The following is a 19,337-nucleotide window of genomic DNA, read 5'->3' as shown; positions in this document are numbered from 1 at the left end:
AAACCCTATACAATGTGCGCCCTTTTATCCTCCTGATACCCAAGGAACCTTAGTGAGCACGTTGCCACCCTGCCCGAAATGCAATTCCGAATACACCTACGAAGACGGTACGCAACTGGTCTGCCCTGAGTGCGCCCACGAGTGGTCTGCCGGCGGCGAAGCCGAAGTGGCGTCCACGGATGACGTGAAGAAAGATTCGGTCGGCAACGTCCTGCAGGACGGCGACACCATCACCGTGATCAAGGACCTCAAGGTCAAGGGCACCTCCCTGGTGGTCAAGGTCGGCACCAAGGTCAAGAATATCCGCCTGTGCGATGGCGATCACGACATTGACTGCAAGATTGACGGCATCGGTCCGATGAAACTCAAATCCGAGTTCGTCAGAAAAGTCTGAGCCTTGCGTCATCCATCCTGCGCCAGCCGTGGGATGGAGCTTCGCCCTCTGCGCTGCGCCTCAAAGAATCCTTTATTTGCCCCTTCGCGAGCAGGCTCGCTCCCACACAAAGATCATCATCCGCCAATAGGCACTTGCTATTTGATGAATAAGAATTATTCTCATTGAAACCTTTCAAGGAGAAACGACCCATGACTTATTTGATCGACGCCTGGCTGGATCGCCCGCACCCCTACCTCAGAATCCTCCATCGGGAAACCGGCGAAGTCTGTGCGGTGCTTGAAGAAGAAGCGTTGCATGAGCTGCAGGATCAAGGCGATCTGGACGTCAGCAGCCTCAATTCCAGCGAGCCGCTGGTGCTCAAGGAGCTGGTGCGCAACCTGTTCCTGTTCTGCTATGCCCGGGCGTTGCGCCCCAGCAGTGAACTTCACAACAAGATCGAAATATGAAACGCGGTAAAAACTGTAGGAGTGAGCCTGCTCGCGATAGCGGTGTGTCAGATAGCCAATCAACTACTGACAGGACGCAATCGCGAGCAGGCTCACTCCTACATTAGTAAGCCTGCCGCGAAGGCAGGCCCGGAATTACAGAACGTCCAGCAACTCGACGTCGAACACCAGAACGCTGTGCGGCGGGATGCTGCCAACGCCTTGAGCGCCGTAAGCCAGTTCGCTTGGCACGTACAGGCGCCATTTGCTGCCGGCATTCATCAGTTGCAGCGCTTCGGTCCAGCCGGCAATCACGCCGCCGACCGGGAATTCTGCAGGCTGGCCGCGCTCGTAGGAGCTGTCGAACACAGTGCCGTCGATCAGCGTGCCGTGGTAGTGCGTGCGCACCTGGTCTTCACGGGTCGGCTTGGCGCCGTCGCCTTGGGTCAGCACTTCGAACTGCAGGCCGGAAGCCAGCGTGGTGATGCCGTCACGCTTGGCGTTTTCCGCCAGGAAAGCCAGGCCTTCACCAGCGGCAGCTTCAGCCTTGGCAGCCGCTTCAGCTTGCATGATTTCGCGGATCACCTTGAAGCTGGCGGACATCTCTTCCTGACCCACACGGCTTTCCTTGCCGGCGAAGGCGTCGGTCAGGCCAGCCAGAATCGCGTCCAGGCTGACGCCCGGTGGCGGGTTGTCGCGCAGCTGGTCACCCAGCTGACGGCCAATGCCGTAGCTGACGCGGGTTTCGTCGGTGGACAGATTTACTTCGGACATGACACTGCTCCGCTATGCGGACGGCCACAAGACGTGCCGTGCGAGCACAGCGCGTCCCGGCGCGCCCGGAACCAAAAGGGCGAGCAGACTAGCACAGATGCCCCGAACGTGGGGCGCCGGGCCTACAGGGCGGAGCGCCAGGCAAGCGGCACTTTCAGACTTTCATTGATGCCACCGCCCAAACCACACATTTCATCATGCACCGAGGTGTGCACCAGATTGAACGGCAGCACCGGAAAGGCATGCAGCATGTCCCGTGCATGCTCGACGGAACGAAGAGTCAGGGTTTTACCCAGAGGATCATGCAACGGATGCGCCGCCCCATGCATGCGCGCTTCCAGCAGATAGATCCCGCCCTCCATTGAAATCAGATTCAACTCATCGACCTTGCCGGCGATAGCGAACGCGTTCAGCTCTTGCAGGTTCATCGAACACCTCAAGCAGTGGCGAGCCAGAATCTACAGGGATAGGCTTGTACAGAACAAAGCACAAGGTACAAGCGAAGCCGCCCGTCTGTTTCACAACAGACGGGCGGCTTTTTTTTACCTTGATCAACGGTTGATCAGTGCTTGGTGACCTTGTCCAGGTAACCCATGGCGAACGCCGAGATCACAAAGGTCATGTGAATGATCACGTACCACATCAGGTGCTCGGGATCGACGTTCTTGGCATCCATGAAGATGCGCAGCAGATGGATCGAGGAGATCGCCACGATCGACGCTGCGACTTTCATCTTCAGCGATGACGAGTCCATGGTGCCGAGCCAGCTGAGCTTTTCCTTGCCTTCGTCGATGTCCAGCTGCGAGACGAAATTCTCGTAACCGGAAATCATCACCATCACCAGCAGACCGCCGACCAGCGCCATGTCGATCAGCGACAGCAGCACCAGAATCAGTTCCGACTCGGCCATGGCGAAGACGTTGGGCAGGATATGCACGATTTCCTGGAAAAACTTCAATGCCAGCGCCAGCAAGCCAAGGGACAGGCCGATGTAGATCGGCGCCAGCAGCCAGCGCGTGGCGTACATTGCATTTTCGATAAAGCGTTCCATTGAATCTCACACAAGGGGGCTGGAAATGGCGGCGAGTATAGCAGCCACCTGTGACAGCCAGAAACTGTCCGAAAATCCGCGACCTGCGTGTGTGTGTCATTTGTTTTCTGCTAGTGTCCAAAGCATTGACAGCCCAGTGACCGTAGACAGGACGCGTGGAAATGGATGTGCGATTGCCGCTAACGACCGCCGGAATTTGCCTTGCCTTGCTGATCAGCGGTTGCTCGCCCGGCGATGAAAAACGCGTCGTCAACCTTGACGAAAAGACCGCCACCTTCGAACAGTCCCTGGACGCAATCAGCGATCCGAAACTCAAGGACGCCATCACTGAACTCGGCGGCTCGCTGCTGTTGCTCGATCGCGCCCGCCTCAAGCTCGACGACCTCGCAGCGCATACCGAGTACGGCGAAGACGCGCTCGCCATGCTCAAGCACTACCCTGCCCCGCAGGCTCTGGTCGATACCTTCATCAACGGCCTGTTCGTGCTGCACAAGGATGCCAGCTCCGATTACCTCACCGACCTGCAGCCGGTGTTCCCCTTCAACCTGAACATCCCCGGCGGTTTCCTGTTCCCGCATGCCATCGAATGGCGTTCGGTGACACTGAGCAACCAACGCGTGATCGCCTGGCAGCCGGAATGGTCGGAAACCGATCCCGGCATCCAGCTCAGCCCGTCCAGCTCCAACGTCACCAACCCCGACGACCTGACCGTGACCTACCCGTTCATCGACGGCTTGAACGTCGACAAGAAAACCCTGCCGCAACCGGTCAGCCTGCAAGGCGAGGTCGAAGTCATCGCGCCGCGGCGCCTGTACAGTTTCGACCTGACGCAGAAAGACGTCGGCCAGACCCGCAGCAACGACAACCTCAGCGTCAAATTGCTGAAGCTTGAAAACAACTACGCCGAGGTCGAAGTCAGCAACAGCCTGCCGCTGGCCGCAGAAGTGGCCGAGACTCGCCTCAATCCGCTGATCGTCCAGGCCCGCGACGCCAGTGGGCAATACCTGGTGCGCGCAGGCTCGATCAATGAAAGCCCGGAACAGGTGGCGTTTTACCAAAAACAACTGGCGCAATTGCAGCAGCAGAAGACCTGGAGCGACAGCCTGGAAAAACAGCTCAGCGACGACCAGCAAGCGTTCGAGAAGGAGCATCCGCGTCGCTACAACAAGGTGTATTTCCACGGCCCGATCGAAACGCTGGAAGTCAGCGTGCTGGACTTTTCCTCGGCGACGGTCACGCGCAAAGACCTGAACCTGCCGGTTCGCACCTTCAACCCGCATACCACGGCCAAAGCCGTGCAGCCGCTGGACCTGCCGGTGGTGGTTTACGACGATCTGGCCGCCAACTGGCTCAAAGGCGCAACGCTGACCGAGGAGCAACTGAAGGCCGGCGTGCGCATTCATCAATCGGTGGAGGAGCCGAGTGCCGCGCGCATCGAGTTCTCGCACCGCCGCACCTTCAATGATGAAATGCTCGGTGACGAACTTAATCCCGGCGTCAGCCCGGTGACCTTCTTTACCGAGAAGCGTGGCGGCAAGCTCGACGAACCGATCGAACTGCCGCCCGAGGCGTATCAGGTGGACCCGTTACAAGCGACCATCACCTACGACCTCAATCTGTTCCCGGAGACACCGGCGATTGCGGTCGGCTCGATGCCGCTGTTTCTCGCCACGGTGAACAAGCAGACGTACGACGCCAGGTCCTTGCCCAAGGGCCTGGAGATCAAGGACAACACACTGGTGGTCGACCTGAAACTGTTCTCGCCCAACGAATGGCGTTTCTTCGCCAAGGACGACAGCGGTCATTACCTGAAGCAGATTCTCTCGGTCAGCCATGACGCCAGTGCAGAGGGCCCGGCGCTGTTCGGCGTGCATTATTTCTATGGTCGTCCGACGCACGTGGAGACCTATCAGCGAACCGACCTCAGCACCGTGCAATACGGTTTCGAGGTCAAGCTCGACAAGGCGCCATTGCCACCAACCGCGCCTTAGCTGTTGAGGCTGCGCCCACGACCGCCGTTGATCTGGCGCAGCTGGGCCTGCAAATGCAGACTCCATATCTGCGGATCGTCGGCCAGTTCATAACCATGCAAGGTCAGGCTTTCGACGATCGTGTCGAGTATCGACTCGGCCGCCACCGGGCCGTGAAACGGGCCTTGGGCCTTGATCGCAGAAGGTTGTTCGCCCGCCATGCCGGCGGCGAAGAGCAATGTCCACATGCCGTTATCGCCGGCCAGCGGCTTGACGGCGCATTCGATCCGGGTCACGAGACCCAGGCATTGACGGGTAAGGCAGAGGTTGCGCGACATGGCGGCGACCCTCGATAAAGCCGGTATTCAGCCCCCACAGGAGGACTGGCTCGATCCAGTGATACTGTCGATATCCTTGACCTGAGAATAGAAGAAAAGTGTCCTTCGCAAGCCGAATGGAACCAGAAGGCGCCGAATGGTCATTGTGTGAATATTGACGTCAGAGTCGTGACACATTTGCCGAAGATCGCTGCAAATCCTAATCCTGGAAACAAATGTAGGAGTGAGCCTGCTCGCGATGGCGGCGGGTCAGGCAACATCTTTGCCGACTGACACTGCGCCATCGCGAGCAGGCTCACTCCTACAGTTTGACCGCGCTTGGCTTAAGCGGGTTTGGCTTCGGCCAGTGCCTCCTGCGCCAGTTCCTTCTCGGCTTCTTTGAGATCCTCTTCGCTGATCATCTCGGCAATATCACGCAGACGCTCCACCACTCGTGCGTTGATGCTGCCTTCCGGGAATTGCCCATCCTCATTCGGCTCACCCGCCGGTTCGCCGACCAGCAGACTCAACGCTTCGTCCGCCTGGCGCACCGCGTAAACGTGGAACTGTCCGGCTCGCACCGCCGCGAGGACTTTTTCGTCGAGCATCAGCGTGGCGACGTTGGCCTGCGGAATGATCGCGCCCTGCTCGCCGGTCAGTCCGCGCGCTTCGCAGAGGCGGAAGAAGCCTTCGATCTTCTCGTTGACCCCGCCGACCGCCTGCACTTCACCGAACTGGTTGATCGAACCGGTGATCGCAAAGCACTGCTTGAGCGGGGTTTTCGACAGCGCCGAAATCAGCGTGCAGGCTTCGCCCAGCGACGCACTGTCGCCATCGACGTAACCGTAGGATTGCTCCAGCGCGATGCTCGCGGAAATCGCCAGCGGGAATTCCTGCGCGTAACGGCTGCCCAGATAGCCGGTGAGAATCATCACGCCCTTGGAGTGGATCGGCTGACCGAGATTGACCTCACGCTCGATGTCGACAATGCCGCTGCCGCCCGGGTACACCGTGGCAGAAATCCGCGCCGGCACGCCGAACGCCGAGTCGCCGACTTCAAGCACGGTCAGCCCGTTGCACTTGCCGACCGCCGCGCCATCGGTGTCGATCAGGATGATCCCGGCGAGCATGTCGTCGAGAATCCGCGCCGATACCCGGCCGGTGCGGGTGGCCTTGGCTTTCAGGGCTCGCTCGATGTGCCCGGCATCGGTCATTTCATCGCCGGCCAGATGACGGATGAAGTCCGCCTCGCTGACCAGTTGAAACAGATCGCCGATGCGCGCCGACAAGCGCCCCTGGTGTTCGGCCAGCCGCGCACTGTAGGTCGCCAGACGTGCCACCGCATCGGCGGTGAGCGGCGCCATGCCTTCTTCCGAAGTGCGGGTCTTCAGCAACTGGGCGAACTGCTCCAGGCTCTCGTCGACCATCGGGATGTCTTCGTCGAAGTCGACCAGCACGCGGAACATTTCCTGGAAGTCCGGATCGAGGTCCTGCAGCGTGTAGTACAGCTGCCGCGCGCCAATGATGATGACTTTGACCTGCAGCGGAATATGCTGCGGGTTCAGGGTCACCGTGGCGAAACGGCCCATCTCGCCCAGCGGCGATTCCATTTTCAGTTTGCGCGATTGCAGCGCGCGCTTGAGCGCATCCCACACGAACGGCTCGCTAAGCATTTTTTCCGCTTCGAGAATCAGAAAACCGCCGTTGGCGCGGTGCAAAGCGCCCGGGCGCAACTGCCGATAAGTGGTGTACAGCGCGCCCTGATCGGTGGTGTATTCGATACGACCGAACAGGTTTTCATAAGTCGGGTGTGGCTCGAAAACCACTGGCGCACCGCCGCTGGCCGGATGGCCGACTACCAGGCTCGGCGCATATTGCTCTTCGAGCAGTTTTCGCGCGACGGCGTCGGTCTTGCTGTCGTCGACCAGTTGCTCGACCACGGTTTTCAACAAATACACCTGCATCGCTTGCAGATAACCGCAGACCGCGGCGTTCTCGGCGTACTTCTCCGACAACGGCGCCAGCAACGGCTGCAAGGCCAGGGTGATGGTTTCTTCGTTGAGCTGGCGCAGTTGATTGTTCGATTCGCGCTTCCACTGCGGCAGGCTGGCGAGTTCTTCGTTCAGACGCTCCTCGAGCCCGGAAATATCATCGTGGAAGCGCTCGCGCTCGGCTTCCGGCAACTGGGCGAATTCGGCTTCGTCCAGCGCCTTGCCGTCGAGCATGGGGGTGAAGGCGATGTTGCTGCTGTCGCGATACAGCGCGACGTCTTTTTCCAGGGCCAGGCGCTCGATGATGTCGAGGGCCTTGTCGTAGCGCTGGTTGAAGGCGCGGTCGATGGCGCTTTTCTTTTGCTGGTAGGAGGGGTGTTCGAACACGGCCGGAAAAGTCGCCAGCAGGTTGTCGATCAAGCCGTTGATGTCACCGATGAACGCGCCGGCAGTACCCGATGGCAATTCCAGCGCACGCGGCTCGCGCGGCTCGTCGAAATTGTTGACGTAGACCCAGTCCGCCGGGGTCTGCAGGCGTTTGCCTTCGGCTTTCAGGTAGCGTTTGACGAACGAGAAGCGGCCGGTCCCGGGCTCGCCCATGACGAATACGTTGTAACCGGGGCGTGGCATGGCCACACCGAACTGCAAGGCTTCGACCGCGCGTTCCTGGCCGAGCACACCGCGAAAGGGCTCCAGATCATTGGTGGTAGTGAAGCTGAACTGTTCAGCGGAAAACGGACGGGTCAGCGCTTCGGGCGCGAGACGCAAGCTGGCAGCAACAGGATCAGGCATCGGGCTTCCTTAACAATCGGGCGGGGCAGATAGCGGCATTCTGGCGCTGCCCGTGCCCCACTGGCAAGGCGCGCCACATGACAAAGCATAGACAACCGACCAGCCCGGCGGCGCGTCCCGTAAAACCGGGGTTTATTCCAAATATTTTGTAAAAAACCACGGAACCCTCGGAACGTGCCTAAACTCCAAACTGCGCGGCTGGAACTAATACTGGCCCACTGGCTATATTCGGCTCTGTTTCACGCAGCACCGGAAAGTCAGAACCCTGTCCATTGGTATGCACATAAAGAGAAAAAAGCTATGAAACGGATTCTTCTCGGTACTCTCTTCACCGCTGTATCCATCAACGCAATGGCGCAAGCTCCAGGCGGCCCGGATTGCGGTTGGGGCAACATGCTGTTCGAAGGTCAGCGTGGCACCCCGGCTCACTTCCTCGCTTCCACCACCAACGGCACTTCCGGTAACGCTACTTTCGGTATGACCTCCGGTACCAACGGTTGCTCGACCAACGCGTCGCTGACCTACGGCGGCAAATCCTGGTTCGCCATGAATGGCATGATGAACGAGCTGTCCGAAGACATGGCCAAAGGCAACGGCGAAGCGCTGACGACTTACGCTGTGGTACTGGGCGTGGCACCAGAAGATCGCGCGCACTTTGCCGCTGTCACTCACGAGCACTTCCAGCAGATCTTCAGCAAGGCTGACGTGACCGCAGAAGACGTGCATACCAACACCCTGGCGGTACTGAAATCGGACCCACGTCTGGCCAAGTACGCAACCCAGGCTTAAGCTCGACCCCGCCCGCTTCCTTCGGGAAGCGGGTTTTGTTTTTTTGGCCCGCCCTTCCTTGGGTCTTTTATTTCTTTCCTGTTCAAGTTGCCGACTATGCTCAAACGCCTTGCCTGGCTGGCGCTCTGTGTCTGTGCCCCGCTGTCCGCCGCGCCTCACATCGACCCTCAACGTTTGCAGCAACTGGCCAACGACCGCTTCTGGATTTCCCTCGGTCATTACGAAACCGCCAAGCTCGGCGGCTGGCGCAGCTATGTCAGCGACAAGAAGTTCTTTCTCGCTGCCGATGGCAACGAGCATCCGGACAGCGAACTGGCCGCCACCGTGCAGGCGCTGTACGCCCCGGCCAGTCTCGGCGAGCAACACGCACAATGTGTATACCCGGCGCGCACGCGCTGGCTGAAAGCGCAGCTCAACCTCAACGATCTGCCGACGCCGGAGTGCGCCGAGTACAAGAAGTGGTTCAAGGACGTCTCGCCGCACAGCGCGGTGATGATTTTCCCGGCCGCCTACCTCAACAGTCCTTCGTCGATGTTCGGCCACACCCTGTTGCGCATCGATCAGGCCGATGTACAGGCCGACAAGACTTCGCTGCTCAGCTACGCGATCAACTTCGGCGCCTATATCGAAGGCTCCGACAACAGCATTCTCTATGCCTGGAAAGGCTTGATGGGCGGCTATCCGGGGCTGTTCGCGCTGGTGCCGTATCAGGAAAAACTCTCCGAATACCGCAGCCTCGAGAACCGCGACCTGTGGGAATACCGGTTGAACCTGTCGCAGGAAGAAACCGCGCGTATGGTCGAGCATGTCTGGGAGCTGAAGCAGATCCAGTTCGATTATTTCTTCTTCGACGAAAACTGCTCCTATCGCTTGCTCGAGTTGCTGCAAGTCGCGCGGCCGAGCCTGCGCCTGACCGAGCAATTCCCATTGACCGCGATCCCCACCGACACCGTCAAAGCGGTGAAAGAGGCCGGGCTGGTCGAGCACATCGAATATCGCCCGTCTCGCGAGCGCGAATTGCTCAGCCGTGCCGAACCGTTGAGCGATGACGAACAACAGTGGGTGCTCAAGGTCAGCGCCGATCAACAGGTTTTGCAGGATTCGACGTTCAAGGCGCTGCCGCGCGCGCGTCAGGCGTTGATCGTCGATGCGGCCTATCGCCTGGAGCGCTACCGCGCCAACGGCCAGGAACGTGATCCGCAACGGGCGCAGCGCAGCTTCGAACTGCTGCGGGCGATCAACAAGAATCCGGCTCCGGAGCTGAACATTCCGCAACCGGGTCTGCCCGAAGATGGCCACGAGTCACGTACCTGGCAGGCCGGCCTCGGCACGCGCGGTGATCGTGCGTTCGGCGAGTACGGCTTGCGCATGGCCTATCACGACCTCAACGACAACGCCGAAAGTTTCCCGCTCGGCGCGCAGATCGAGATCCTGCAACTGAAGCTGCGCCAGTACGAGGGCAACGAATGGCAATTGCAGCAACTGGATCTGGCAACCATTCGCTCGCTGACTCCGCGCAATGAACTGCTGCAGCCATTGTCATGGCAAGTCACCGGTGGCCTTGAGCGGGTACCGGGCAAGCATGATGACGAGACTCTGGTCAGCCACGTCAACGGCGGTGGCGGTGGTACATGGCAGTTGGGCGAGGATGTGCTGGGCTTTGCACTCGGCACCGTGCGCGTGGAACACAACAATGACTTCGCCGAGTTCGTGTCCCCGGCCGGCGGTTTCAATACCGGTGTGTTGTGGAAAAACCCGCTGGGCAACCTCAGTCTGGAGGCCAAGGGCGATTACTTCTTCAACGGTGAAGTGCGCCGCAGTCTGAGCCTCAATCAGCAGTGGGAGCTGTCGCGCAACCTCGGTTTGCGCTTGAGTGCGCAGCGTGAATTCAGCCATCTCGCTACACCCGAGACCGAAGTCATGCTCGAAGTGAAGTGGTATCACTACTGACTTCGAACATATCCCCTTGTAGGAGTGAGCCTGCTCGCGATAGCGGTATGTCAGTCACAGCAGCACTGACTGAAGAATTGCTATCGCGAGCAGGCTCACTCCTGCAAGGGGCTTTGTGATGTGCAATGGATTTTTCACAGGCCTTCGACAGCCGCCTCATGAATCCCCTTCTAGACTTTCCTTATGAGCCGAGTATCGGCGCGGGAGAGTGCAATGTGGCGGTGTGCGGGTGTGCTGGGCGTGTTGCTGGTGCTGGGCGGTTGTCAGTCGACCCATGAGGATCTGATCGCCAAGGGTTATCCACCGGCCTTCGCCGACGGTTTCGATGACGGTTGCGTCAGCGGCCGGCAAGCCGCTGGTTCGATCAGCGGCGAGTTTCGCAAGAACGTGCCGCGCTATCTCAAGGACCAGCAATACGCCGAAGGCTGGGTCGACGGCTTTCGCCAATGCCAGGCGATGCTGGAAAACAAGAGCCGCGAAGACTATCGCAACGAACATTGGGACGAACGCGAACGCGCCTGGCAGCAACAGAAAGACCAGGACATCGGGCGGGCCTATCGCTCGCAATAGGTCGCTTGCAGACATCCAGTGAAACCAAATGCCGGCGAACATGGCCCAAATCCTTTAGAGGAGGACACCATGAGTCGCGCATTCGTCAACGAAGACAACGCCGCCGCACAAGCCGATCAGCCGGTCGAGCGGCAGGTCAGCACGCAGCCCAATTACGTGACGCCGCAAGGTCTGGCGCAGTTGCAGGCGAAAGTCGCCGAGCTGCAAGCCCTGCATGCCGAACAATCGGCCAAGGGTGAGCAGGCCGACAAGCAGCGTCTGGCGGATCTGCAAAGGGATCTGCGTTACTTCAATCAACGCCTGAGCAGCGCACAAGTGGCCGTCGCCGCGACGTCCACCGACAAAGTGCAGATCGGCAGCTGGGTGACCTACGCCGACGAGCATGACACCGAACACCGCGTGCAACTGGTCGGCGAGGATCAGGCCGACGCGAGTCAGGGGCTGATCAATTGGGCCTCGCCGCTGGGCCGGGCGCTGCTGGGCGCACGGCTCAACGATGAGGTGCTGTGGCAGCGCCCCGCCGGTGATCAGATCATTGAAGTGATCCGCATCGAACCGGCTTAGACCACGCCTTGGGCCAACATTGCATCGGCGACTTTGACGAAGCCGGCGATGTTCGCGCCTTTGACATAATTGATCTGGCCGTTCTCTTCGCCGTAATGCACGCAGGCGTGGTGGATCGATTGCATGATCGCGTGCAGCTTGCTGTCGACTTCGCCGGCCGTCCACAGCAGGCGCATGGCGTTCTGCGACATTTCCAGACCGCTCACCGCGACGCCACCGGCGTTGGACGCCTTGCCCGGGGCGAACAGAATGCCCGCCTCGATAAAAATATCCACAGCCTCCAGCGTGGTCGGCATGTTTGCGCCCTCGGCCACGCACACACAGCCATTGCGCAGCAGCGTATGCGCCGCTTCGGCGTCGAGTTCGTTCTGCGTGGCGCACGGCAGCGCGATATCGCAGGGCAGCGACCATGGCAACTGCCCGGCGCGGAACGCCAGGCCGAACGCAACCGCCAGTTCGCTGATGCGCCCGCGTTTGACGTTCTTCAGTTCCAGTAGCGCCAGCCATTGTTCTTCGCTCAGGCCTGCTTCGCAGAACAGCGTGCCTTCGGAATCGGACAGGGAAATCACCTTGCCGCCCAGATCCATCACTTTGCGCGCGGCGTATTGCGCGACGTTGCCGGAGCCGGAAATCGCCACCCGCTTGCCTTCAACGCCCTGCCCGCGGCGCTTGAGCATTTCCTCGGCGAAGTACACGCAACCGAAACCGGTGGCTTCCGGGCGAATCAGGCTGCCGCCATACGTCATGCCTTTGCCGGTCAGGACGCTGGTGAACTGATTGCTCAGGCGCTTGTACTGACCGAACAGGAAACCGATCTCCCGCGCGCCCACGCCAATGTCACCTGCCGGTACGTCGACATCAGCACCGATGTGGCGATACAGCTCGCCCATGAACGCCTGGCAGAAACGCATGACCTCGGCGTCGCTTTTGCCCTTTGGATCGAAGTCCGAACCGCCCTTGCCGCCGCCCATCGGCAACGACGTCAGCGAGTTCTTGAAGGTCTGTTCGAAGGCGAGGAATTTCAGCACGCCCATGTTCACCGACGGATGAAAACGCAGACCGCCCTTGTACGGGCCGATGGCGCTGTTCATCTGGATGCGGAAACCGCGATTGACCTGAACCTTGCCCTGATCGTCGACCCACGACACGCGAAACACCACCGCGCGCTCCGGTTCGCAGATACGCTCGAGAATCCCCGAGGTCAGGTAACGCGGGTTGGCTTCGAGAAATGGCCACAGACTGCGCAGCACTTCTTCGACAGCCTGGTGGAATTCTGGTTGATCGGGGTCGCGTTTTTTCAGGCGCGCGAGAAAGGATTCGACGGATTCGGTCATGGAAAAAGTCTCGGCAAATTTATTGTCGTTGGAGGAGATTGGGCCGGACTGTAACAAACCGATTGCGCACAGGAACAGCGCAAAATGTCGCAGATATGAAATTAAATGGTGCACAGGATATAAATCAGCCCTGATTTCTGACTAGTCTTGCACCTGAATGGTGAGAACAGATTCAGATCATGCACCAGCAGCTACATCGCCATCGCTGGCAAGCCAGCTCCCACAGTTTTAGCGGCGCTCACACAATCCGGACATCACACAATCCCTGTGGGAGCTGGCTTGCCAGCGATGAATCCACCTCGGTCCCGCTGAAAAAAAACAAGGAAAAAAAAACGGAGCCCGAAGGCTCCGCTTTGTCATGCAACCAGCCGAATCAGGCCAGTTTCTTATGGCGTACCCGGTGTGGCTGGGCCGCCGCTTCGCCGAGGCGCTTTTTGCGATCGGCTTCGTACTCGGTGTAGTTGCCTTCGAAGAACACCGCTTGCGAGTCGTCTTCGTACGCCAGGATGTGCGTGGCGACACGGTCCAGGAACCAGCGATCGTGAGAGATCACAATGGCAGCGCCCGGGAAGTCCAGCAGCGCCTCTTCCAGCGAACGCAGGGTTTCCACGTCGAGGTCGTTGGACGGTTCGTCGAGCAGCAGGACGTTGCCGCCCTCCTTCAGGGTCAACGCCAGGTGCAGACGACCGCGCTCACCACCGGACAGGTCCTTGACGAACTTCTGCTGATCGCCGCCCTTGAAGTTGAAGCGACCGACGTAGGTGCGCGACGGAATCTCATAGTTGCCGATGCGGATCTGGTCGGAACCGTCGGAGATCTGCTGGAACACGGTCTTGCTGCCGTCCAGGTCTTCGCGGCTCTGGTCAACGCAGGCCAGTTGCACGGTTTCGCCGACTTCGATGGTGCCCGAGTCCGGAGTTTCCTTGCCCATCAGCATGCGGAACAGGGTCGACTTACCGGCACCGTTACCACCGATCACGCCGACGATGGCGCCTTTGGGCATCGAGAACGACAGGTTGTCGATCAGCACGCGATCGCCGTAGCCCTTGGTGACGTTCTTGAATTCGATGACCTTGTCACCCAGGCGCGGACCGGCCGGGATGTAGATCTCGTTGGTTTCGCTGCGCTTCTGGAATTCCTGCGACTGCATTTCTTCGAAGCGTTGCAGACGGGCCTTGGATTTCGACTGGCGGGCTTTCGCGCCTTTGCGCACCCACTCCAGTTCTTCTTTCATGGCTTTTTCGTGGGCCGACTGCTGTTTGGATTCAGCGGCCAGACGATCGGACTTGGCTTCGAGCCAACCCGAATAGTTGCCCTCGTAAGGAATGCCCGCACCGCGGTCGAGTTCCAGAATCCAGCCGGCGACGTTGTCGAGGAAGTAACGGTCGTGCGTGATCGCGACCACAGTGCCCGGGAAGTCGTGGAGGAAATGCTCCAGCCAGGCCACAGAATCGGCATCCAGGTGGTTGGTCGGTTCGTCGAGCAGCAGCATGTCCGGCGCGGACAGCAGCAGACGGCACAGGGCCACACGACGCTTTTCACCACCGGACAGGTGTTCGACTTTCGCATCCCAGGCGGGCAGACGCAGTGCATCGGCGGCGACTTCCAGTTGGCGCTCCAGGTTATGACCATCGCTGGCCTGCAGGATCGATTCAAGCTTGGCCTGCTCGGCGGCCAGTTTGTCGAAGTCGGCATCCGGGTCGGCGTAAGCGGCGTAGACCTCGTCCAGACGCGCTTGCGCATCCTTGATCACGCTCACCGCTTCTTCGACCACTTCGCGCACAGTCTTGGTCGGATCGAGTTGCGGCTCTTGCGGCAGGTAACCGATGTTCAGGTCCGGCATCGGACGCGCTTCACCTTCGAACTCGGTGTCGACGCCGGCCATGATTTTCAGCAGCGTGGACTTACCCGAACCGTTAAGGCCGAGCACGCCGATCTTGGCGCCGGGGAAGAAGGACAACGAAATGTTTTTGAGGATTTCCCGCTTCGGCGGTACAACTTTGCCCAGCCGATGCATGGTGAAGACGTATTGAGCCATGGAGAACCTTGGGTCAGTGACAGATGAATGATTGGAGCACAGGCGATGCCTGGCCAGACCGGTGCGCGTCGTTCACTTGATCGATCAATGCGTGCGCGCAGGAAAAAGTCTGATTGTAGGGGCTGGACCGCCCCCGGTCTAACCGGCAAAGCTACCTGAATGCTCACAGGCAGTCCAGCCGCGAGGGGCTGGCACTTCGCCACGACTCAAGGCATGCTAGCCGCCCTTTGGGCGTCCGGCTTATAGTGCACGTCGCGCCAGTCCAGCCAATCCGCAGGATCACAGCTTGTCCAACGTCACTCCGCCAGCTTCTGTGAGCAGCACCCCAGCGGCGCCCGGCTCGTCCCTGCGCGGCACATTGAAGGGAGCGCTGGCGACGCTCGTGCTTTTATTGCTGGCGTTGCTGTTCTGGCAACTGCTCGATCAACTGCGCGAAACCCAGAAAAACCAACGCCAGTACACCATCGACTACACCGCCGACCTCGCCGCCCAGGTCAGCCTGAACATGGCGCTGAACGCGCAAATCGCCCTCAATCTGCTACCGATCGTCGAACAGCCGCAATCAGCCGACGAACAGCAGGCGCTGCTGCGCAAGCTCCAGCAATCGCTACCCGATCTGCGCAGCATGGCCTTGCTCAGCCCTTCCGGGCGGATCATCAGCGACAGCGCCGCGAACAGCGACGACGCCGACTACCTCACCGAACTGGTCCGGCGCAGCCGCGCCCAGGCACATTATTTCAGCAACGCCGACGATGGCTCAGTGGTGCACCTGTTGCTGCATCAGGCCAGCGGCAGCACGCGTGGTTATTGGGCGCTGCGCCTGACGCCGACGTTTTTCGATTCACTGACCAAACAGGGTGAAGCCGGCCTGCGTCCGCTGTGGCTGGTAGAAAACCGCGTCAACCATCAGATCATCAGCCGCGACAAAGCCCAGCCTTCGACCAAACCCGGCGTACTGACCCCGGACGACCTGGCCAACACCGTGCTGACCGTGCCGCTGAGCAGCAGCGACTGGCAGTTGCGCGGCCTGTTCGACCGCCAGCGGGTGCTCGAAGAATTGTTGCCGGCGTTCATCGGCAAATGCCTGCTGGGCCTGGCGTTTTCCATGCTGCCGGTGATCGCGCTGCTGAACATGCGGCGGCGCCAGCGCCAGTTGCATGAAGGGCGCCGCCGTTATCAGGACATCTTCGAAGGCACCGGCGTGGCGCTGTGCGTACTCGATCTGTCGGGCCTCAAGCAGGCGTTCGCCAAGGCGCAGATCCAGAGCAGCGACCAGCTCAAGGCCTGGCTCGACCAGCCGCAGCAATGCCAACAGTTGCTTCAGGAATTGCGCGTCACCGAGGTCAATCAGGTCGCGCTGCAACTGCTCAGCGTCAATTCCTGCGAGCACGCCTGGCAATTGCTGATCGCCGGCCAACCGCATCAGCACTGCGTCATCGGCCAGCAAATTCTCGATGCGGTTTTGCTGCAACAGGATCAGCTGGAGCTGGAAATCAAACTGCCGGACGGCAACGGTCGCGACCAACATCTGTGGATGGTGCTGCGCCTGCCCAACGAACAAGACGATTACAAAGCGGTGATCCTCAGCATCAACGACATCACCAGCCGCAAGCTGATCGAACTGTCGCTGCTCGAGCGCGAGGGTTTCTGGTCGGATGTGGTGCGCACCGTGCCGGACCATCTGTATGTGCAGGATGTGGTCAGCCAGCGGATGATTTTCAGCAACCATCACCTCGGCCAGACGCTGGGCTACAACCGCAGCGAACTGCATCAGATGGGCGAATACTTCTGGGAAATCCTGCTGCATCCGGAAGATGCCGACCACTACCATCGCTCGCGGCAGCTGCAGCGCCACGCCGGTTACAGCCAGTTGCTGCAGTGCCAGTTGCGTTTCCGTCATCGCGACGGCAAGTGGCGGCGCTTCGACATTCGCGAACAGGCACTGGCGCGGGACAAACACGATCAGGTCACCCGAATCATCGGCGTGGCCAAGGACATCACCGAGCAGATCGAGGCCAGCGAATCCCTGCGCGACAGCGAGCAGCGTTACCGGATGCTCGCCGAAAGCATCAGCGACGTGATCTTCTCCACCGACAGCAAGCTCTCGCTGAACTATGTGAGCCCGTCGGTGCAAGCGGTGCTGGGATATAACGCCGAATGGATTTTCCAGAACGGCTGGCAATCGACCATCGCCAACCCGCAGCAACTGAGCGGCATCTACACGCTCATGGATCGCGTCAGCAAAGCCCTGGACAAGCCCGAACAACTGACCCTGCTGCGCAGTCAGGTGCAGACGCAACTGTTCCTGTTCGATTGCTTGCGCGCCGATGGCCGCAAGATCCCGATCGAGTTGCGCCTGGTGCTGGTCTGGGACGAGCATGGGGCCTTCGAAGGCGTGCTCGGCGTCGGCCGCGACATCAGCCAGCAGCGCCGCGCCGAAAAAGACCTGCGCATGGCCGCGACGGTATTCGAGCACTCGACCTCGGCGATCCTGATCACCGACCCGGCCGGTTACATCGTCCAGGCCAACGAAGCGTTCAGCCGCGTCAGTGGCTACGCGGTGGGCGAAGTGCTCGACCAGTTGCCGAACATGCTCACCGTCGACGAACAGCAGGACGCGCACCTGCGCTACGTGCTCAAGCAACTGCACGAGCACAGCACCTGGGAAGGCGAAGTCTGGATGAAACGCCGTAACGGCGAGCACTACCCGGCGTGGGTCGGGATTACGGCGGTGCTCGACGACGAGGGCGATCTGGCCAGTTACGTGTGTTTCTTCAGCGACATCAGCGAGCGCAAGGCCAGCGAACAGCGGATTCACCGCCTCGCCTACTACGACGCCCTGACCCATCTGCCCAATCGCACGCTGTTTCAGGATCGCCTGCACACCGCGCTGCAAGCGGCTGAACGGCAGAAGTCGTGGGTGGTGCTGATGTTCCTCGATCTTGACCGGTTCAAGCCAATCAATGACTCCCTCGGCCACGCCGCTGGCGATCGCATGCTCAAGGACATGGCCACGCGCCTGCTGGCCTGCGTCGGTGAAGACGACACCGTGGCGCGCATGGGCGGCGATGAATTCACCCTGCTGTTGCAGCATCGTTCCAGCCGCGAACTGGCGCTGAACCGGGCGATTCACGTCGCCGAGCAGATCCTTGGCAGTCTGGTGCGGCCGTTCGTGCTCGAAGGGCGCGAGTTCTTTGTCACCGCGAGTATCGGCATCGCCCTCAGTCCGCAGGACGGCAACGAGCTCAGCCAGCTGATGAAGAACGCCGACACGGCGATGTACCACGCCAAGGAGCGCGGCAAGAACAACTTCCAGTTCTACCAGGCCGACATGAACGCCAGTGCGCTGGAGCGTCTGGAGCTGGAAAGCGACTTGCGCCACGCGCTGGAGCAGAACGAATTCGTCCTGTATTACCAGCCGCAGTTCAGCGGCGACGGCAAACGCCTGACCGGCGCCGAAGCGCTGCTGCGCTGGCGCCATCCGCGTCGCGGACTGGTGCCGCCGGGGGATTTCATACCGGTGCTGGAAGAACTCGGGCTGGTGGTCGATGTGGGCGACTGGGTGATCAGCGAAGCCTGCCGCCAGTTGAAAACCTGGCACCAGCAACGGGTGCGCGTGCCGAAGGTGTCGGTGAACATCTCGGCGCGGCAGTTCTCCGACGGCCAGCTCGGCACGCGCATCGCCACGATCCTGCGCGAAACCGGCCTGCCGCCGGCGTGTCTGGAGCTGGAACTGACCGAAAGTATCCTGATGCGCGAAGTCAGCGAGGCGATGCAGATTCTCGCCGGCCTGAAAAACCTTGGCCTGAGCATCGCCGTTGACGACTTCGGTACCGGTTATTCATCGCTCAACTACCTCAAGCAGTTCCCGATCGATGTGCTGAAAATCGACCGCACCTTCGTCGATGGCCTGCCCTCGGGTGAACAGGACGCGCAAATCGCCCGGGCGATCATCGCCATGGCCCACAGCCTGAACCTGGCGGTAATCGCCGAGGGCGTGGAAACCCACGAGCAACTGGACTTCCTGCGTGAGCACGGTTGCGACGAGGTGCAAGGCTATCTGTTTGGCCGGCCGATGCCGGCGGGACGGTTCGAAGCGCAGTTCAGCAATGACGCGCTGTTCATGTTCGACTGAAGTCCTGCGGTGCGGCCATCGCGAGCAGGCTCACTCCTACAGGGGATTGATGTCGATCACAGGTTTCAAGCTCACCTCGGATACTGTAGGAGTGAGCCTGCTCGCGATGAGGCCGGCACAACCACCATCTATCTACGCATGAACGCCACTTGTCTGCGACATGATGCCGTTTCATATGCCATCCAAAACCCGTTAGGTTAGAATGCCCCCCTTTTCTGCCCCCCGATCCTTGAGGACCGC

The 19,337-nt window shown here is 60.2% G+C and carries 15 protein-coding genes; 8 read left to right on the top strand and 7 right to left on the bottom strand.

Translation table 11 applies throughout. From position 1 onward, the window contains the following. The first annotated feature begins 52 nt into the window (after positions 1–52). Positions 53–394 carry a zinc ribbon domain-containing protein YjdM gene (locus BLU24_RS05580; RefSeq protein ID WP_090286447.1) on the top strand — a complete coding sequence of 114 codons (342 nt, stop codon included), beginning with the start codon at positions 53–55 and terminating at the stop codon, positions 392–394. 191 nt (positions 395–585) lie between these two features. Continuing rightward, complete coding sequence (locus BLU24_RS05575; RefSeq protein WP_093098189.1) at positions 586–843, top strand: PA4570 family protein; 258 nt, start codon at positions 586–588, stop codon at positions 841–843. Positions 844–978: 135 nt separating this feature from the next. Here the strand turns inward: BLU24_RS05575 and BLU24_RS05570 are convergent, their stop codons facing one another. The 3 genes from BLU24_RS05570 to BLU24_RS05560 form a co-directional block, all read right to left on the bottom strand. Next, positions 979–1,596, bottom strand: coding sequence for an FKBP-type peptidyl-prolyl cis-trans isomerase (locus BLU24_RS05570; RefSeq protein ID WP_093098187.1), 618 nt, complete (start codon positions 1,594–1,596; stop codon positions 979–981). Positions 1,597–1,718: 122 nt separating this feature from the next. Next, positions 1,719–2,024, bottom strand: a complete 306-nt coding sequence (locus BLU24_RS05565; protein WP_090286453.1) for a DUF6482 family protein — start codon at positions 2,022–2,024, stop codon at positions 1,719–1,721. A 134-nt stretch (positions 2,025–2,158) separates the two neighbouring features. Next, on the bottom strand, positions 2,159–2,647 hold the full coding sequence (locus BLU24_RS05560) for a TIGR00645 family protein (protein ID WP_090286455.1): 489 nt from the start codon (positions 2,645–2,647) through the stop codon (positions 2,159–2,161). Positions 2,648–2,808: 161 nt separating this feature from the next. Between BLU24_RS05560 and BLU24_RS05555 the strand changes: the two genes are divergently transcribed. Continuing rightward, positions 2,809–4,638, top strand: coding sequence for a hypothetical protein (locus tag BLU24_RS05555; RefSeq protein WP_093098185.1), 1,830 nt, complete (start codon positions 2,809–2,811; stop codon positions 4,636–4,638). Here the strand turns inward: BLU24_RS05555 and BLU24_RS05550 are convergent. Next, positions 4,635–4,955: a PA4575 family protein gene (locus tag BLU24_RS05550; protein WP_090286459.1), complete on the bottom strand. Its 321-nt coding sequence runs from the start codon at positions 4,953–4,955 to the stop codon at positions 4,635–4,637. The genes BLU24_RS05555 and BLU24_RS05550 overlap by 4 nt on opposite strands. Positions 4,956–5,278: 323 nt before the next feature. Further along, a complete protein-coding gene (locus tag BLU24_RS05545; protein ID WP_093098183.1) occupies positions 5,279–7,717 on the bottom strand; it encodes a Lon protease family protein in 2,439 nt (812 codons plus the stop codon). 300 nt (positions 7,718–8,017) lie between these two features. On the opposite strand from BLU24_RS05545, the gene BLU24_RS05540 reads away from it, so the two are divergent. The 4 genes from BLU24_RS05540 to BLU24_RS05525 all read left to right on the top strand — a co-directional run bounded on the left by BLU24_RS05540 (position 8,018) and on the right by BLU24_RS05525 (position 11,590). Continuing rightward, positions 8,018–8,506, top strand: coding sequence for a DUF3015 domain-containing protein (locus tag BLU24_RS05540; RefSeq protein ID WP_007909797.1), 489 nt, complete (start codon positions 8,018–8,020; stop codon positions 8,504–8,506). 96 nt (positions 8,507–8,602) lie between these two features. Further along, positions 8,603–10,456: an Lnb N-terminal periplasmic domain-containing protein gene (locus BLU24_RS05535; protein ID WP_093098181.1), complete on the top strand. Its 1,854-nt coding sequence runs from the start codon at positions 8,603–8,605 to the stop codon at positions 10,454–10,456. Between the two features lie 213 nt (positions 10,457–10,669). Further along, positions 10,670–11,026 (top strand): hypothetical protein, encoded by a 357-nt coding sequence (locus tag BLU24_RS05530; protein ID WP_093098179.1) that lies wholly within the window; start codon positions 10,670–10,672, stop codon positions 11,024–11,026. A 69-nt stretch (positions 11,027–11,095) separates the two neighbouring features. Further along, complete coding sequence (locus BLU24_RS05525; RefSeq protein WP_093098177.1) at positions 11,096–11,590, top strand: GreA/GreB family elongation factor; 495 nt, start codon at positions 11,096–11,098, stop codon at positions 11,588–11,590. On the opposite strand, the gene gdhA is transcribed toward BLU24_RS05525, so the two are convergent. Continuing rightward, entirely contained in the window at positions 11,587–12,924 is a 1,338-nt protein-coding gene (gene gdhA, locus BLU24_RS05520) for an NADP-specific glutamate dehydrogenase (RefSeq protein ID WP_093098175.1), read from the bottom strand. The two genes, BLU24_RS05525 and gdhA, sit on opposite strands and share 4 nt — an antisense overlap. A gap of 373 nt (positions 12,925–13,297) precedes the next feature. After that, positions 13,298–14,962, bottom strand: coding sequence for an energy-dependent translational throttle protein EttA (gene ettA / locus BLU24_RS05515; protein WP_093098173.1), 1,665 nt, complete (start codon positions 14,960–14,962; stop codon positions 13,298–13,300). Between the two features lie 286 nt (positions 14,963–15,248). Between ettA and morA the strand changes: the two genes are divergently transcribed. Further along, entirely contained in the window at positions 15,249–19,097 is a 3,849-nt protein-coding gene (gene morA / locus BLU24_RS05510; protein ID WP_093098171.1) for a cyclic di-GMP receptor MorA, read from the top strand. The last annotated feature ends 240 nt before the right edge of the window (positions 19,098–19,337 follow it).

Origin of the sequence: Pseudomonas sp. Z003-0.4C(8344-21) (genome assembly GCF_900104975.1) — a bacterium.
Classification (GTDB): Bacteria; Pseudomonadota; Gammaproteobacteria; order Pseudomonadales; family Pseudomonadaceae; genus Aquipseudomonas; species Aquipseudomonas granadensis.
This window is presented reverse-complemented; position numbering and strand designations above follow the sequence as displayed.